This is a genomic window from Streptomyces sp. NPDC058157, from assembly GCF_042884105.1.
Lineage (GTDB): Bacteria > Actinomycetota > Actinomycetes > Streptomycetales > Streptomycetaceae > Streptomyces.
On the sequence record NZ_JBHVUQ010000372.1, the window covers coordinates 1 to 3,038 of the forward strand.

2 protein-coding genes and 2 pseudogenes are annotated in these 3,038 nt (G+C 70.1%); 1 reads left to right on the forward strand and 3 read right to left on the reverse strand.

Annotated features, from left to right (window positions below):
* Window positions 1–209 precede the first annotated feature (209 nt).
* Window positions 210–832, forward strand: a pseudogene (locus tag ACFVXK_RS37905) (transposase); the annotation flags it as partial.
* Between the two features lie 33 nt (window positions 833–865).
* Here ACFVXK_RS37905 and ACFVXK_RS37910 read toward each other — a convergent pair.
* The 3 genes and pseudogenes from ACFVXK_RS37910 to ACFVXK_RS37920 form a co-directional block, all read right to left on the reverse strand.
* Complete coding sequence (locus ACFVXK_RS37910; RefSeq protein WP_389621738.1) at window positions 866–1,435, reverse strand: histidine phosphatase family protein; 570 nt, start codon at window positions 1,433–1,435, stop codon at window positions 866–868.
* A gap of 256 nt (window positions 1,436–1,691) precedes the next feature.
* Window positions 1,692–2,570: a DNA/RNA non-specific endonuclease gene (locus ACFVXK_RS37915; RefSeq protein ID WP_389621741.1), complete on the reverse strand. Its 879-nt coding sequence runs from the start codon at window positions 2,568–2,570 to the stop codon at window positions 1,692–1,694.
* Between the two features lie 145 nt (window positions 2,571–2,715).
* Window positions 2,716–3,038, reverse strand: a pseudogene (locus ACFVXK_RS37920) (hypothetical protein); the annotation flags it as partial.

Below are 3,038 nucleotides of genomic sequence, written 5' to 3' on the forward strand. Positions count from 1 at the left end.
GAGCAGGTCCTGGGGAAGCCGGGGGAGACCCGGCGCGCCCGGGAGCGGGCCGGTGCCGTCGCCGCGAGACGCCTGCCCACGCCGTCGGCGTGTGCCGCGGCGGTCGCGCGCGACGGGGTGCTGAAGATCCTCGACCGGGCCTACTGGGCCCAGGACTGATACCACTTGCTCACCGGCACACGGCCCGCGGCCCGGCCGACGGCGGCTGACCTGGCCTTGAGGGCGGACGGCCGAAGACGTTCACGCTGCCCGAGCGCCGCGAGATCAAGAAGATCGCCAAGTCCAAGCCGACCGAGCACGACCTGCCATTTTCCACCTGGAGTCTGACCAAGCCGGCGGACTTCCTGGTCGCCGAGGGGGTGGTCGACGACATCAGCCACGAGGGCCTGCGCATCCTGCTCCGCGAGGAGGGCTTCTCCTTTCAACGCCTGAAGACCTGGAAGACCTCCCGCGACCCCGACTACGCGGCCAAGAAGGCCCGCGTCGAGCACCTCTGCGCCATTGCCGACGGCGAGGTCGTACCAGAGGACGGCGAGCCCGGCGTCGTCTTCTGTATGGACGAGTTCGGACCGCTCAACCTGGACCTGACCAAGGCGAGCTCTACGGCCACATCAAACCGATAAAGAAGCGCACGCAGTTCCTGGAGTTCTGCCGCTACCTGCGCAGCCTCTATCCGCCCGAGGTGCGGATTGCGATCGTCAGTGACAACTTCTCCCCGCACCTGACCACGAAGAAGTCCCAGCGCGTCGGCACCTGGGCAACGGCGAACAACGCCGAGATGGCCTACACCCCGACGAACTCCTCCTGGCTCAACCGCATCGAGGCCGTATTCGCTACGCCTTCGACCGGCCATGGACAGCCGCCATTACGGCACGTTCCACCCGAGCACGACCGGCAGCTCGTGCTCGTAACCCAGCGTGTTGATCGTCCCCGGATGCGGGTGCCCGAACTGCCGCCCGGCCGACGCGTCAAGCCCGAGCCAGCGCGCGGTGAGGATGCGTGACAGGTGGCCGTGCGCAACGGCGGCCACGTCGCCCTTGTCCAGCAGCAGCCGGACCCGGCCGAGGAAGGCGTCGACCCGCACCGTCACGTGCCCGAGGTCCTCGCCGGCGTCGACGCCGTCGCGCCACAGCTCCCAGCCGGGCTTGAGCTCCTGGATCTGCTCGGCGGTCAGCCCCTCGTAGCGGCCGTAGTCCCACTCGATCAGGTCGGTGTCGGGCTCCGCGCTGCTGAGCCCCGCCAGTTCGGCGGTCCGCAGGGCGCGAGTCAACGGGCTGCTGTAGACGGCGGCGAACTTCCGTTCGGCCAGCCGGGGCGCGAGCGCACGCGCCGCGTCCTCCCCTGCCTCGGTCAGCGGCAGGTCGGTGCGGCCGGCATGCTGGCCGGTCCGGCTCCATGCGGTCTCGCCGTGCCTGATCAATAGCAATTGGCCCATGGCTGAGGACCGTATCTCACATCGAACGCAGCGCGAACGTTGCCTGATGCGGCACTAGTTGGCGGGGTGGCTGCAGGACTGGGCGGAGCACGTGCGAAATTCGGGGCGGCGGGCCGTTCCGTGCCGGCCGGCACGGCCGAGGTCACCGCGGCTCTGACCGCGGAGATCCGGGAGTTGTCGCCTCGGCGCCGAACCCGTCGTCCCTGCAGAAACTGCGGTTACCGCCCGCGACCGGGGCCGCGACCGGGACCGTGGCCTAGTTCCAGTCGATGTCCTCGAGGCTCTCCAGGGGCCTGCGCATCCCCAGGGACTCGGGCACCACGAAGGTGTCCGCGTCGGTCATCGCGGTGGGGAAGCGGACGTGGGCCTGGTTCTGGATCTCGTCGACCTTGACCTGGAAGACGCGGAACTCGTCCAGCTCGAGGGATTCGGGCAGGACCAGGTTCTGCGCCAGCAGGAACGCCTTGGCTTTGAGCGTGCCCTGTTCGGAGAAGACGATGATCTTCCAGAACGCGCGCGGGATCCGTACACCGCGGAACTCCCGGTCGTCGTCCTGGAAGACCGGTCCGCCGAAGACGCTCACCTTGAGGTCCTCGACGTCCACGTCCGCGAACACCGCGTCCTCCAGCCTGCCCCAGAGGCCGTTGCGCCGGCTCTGGTTGAAGTCGTCCATCTGCGGAGTGATGTTGGTGTAGAAGAACGAATCGTGGTTGGCCTTCTCGGCCTCGGGCAGCGGGCCCCAGCAGAGGTCGGCGCGGCGGGCGATGTGGCCGCGGTCGAGGCGGTTGGTGGTGCCCTCGTACAGCGTGTTGTCGACCTGGTCCCCGGCCGGTACGCGCGGGTCCGTGACGAAGTCGATCCCCTTGCGGGTGAGGGCCTTGAGGGCGCCGCCGTCGATGTTCCACGCCACCCAGATCGCGAAGCGCCGCGGCTTGCTCAGCGCCAGCGAGAAGTGGGTGTACGGGATCACCTCGGAGCCGTCGATCAGTACGGCGCTGTCCTGGATCGAGGGGCTGAGGGACGGGGCGGGCACCGGCACGGTGAGGAACCCGGGGTCGTACCCGGCGCGCGGGGCCTGTCCGTCCGCCGTGGCGGCGGCCCCGGGGGTGGCGGACGTGAGCTTCGTGGCGGTCATCGGGGTCTCCTTCCGTAAAGGAGTCGGGTCCCCGAGTTGGTTGAAACCGAAGCGAACTGACGCGCCGCGAGCAGACGCGTGCCCTCGCCGCGCGCGTGTACGTCCAGCCTACGGCGGGGCCGCGGGGCGAGCGCGCCGGGCGAGGTCAGGTCAGGCGGAAGACCGGGCCCCTCGCGGTGAAGGGGAGGGAGGCGCCCTCGGGGATCAGGTAGGCGTGTTCGCGGCGGATGCGCAGGGTGTCGCACCAGCCGTCGGTGATCACCAGGAGCGGCGCCGCTGGCGGGAAGTCCTCGGCGCGCTGGAGCAGGTCGACGCCCGGCTGGAGGACCGTGCCGCCCCGGCCGCGGACCCGGACCCGGCCCGCGATCTCGGTCGGCGGGACGTATCCCGCGTCGTACGCCGCCGCGTCGCAGAAGACGACCCGCGCCGCAGGTACGTCGCGCGCCTCGGCGTACGAGGCGATCGCGC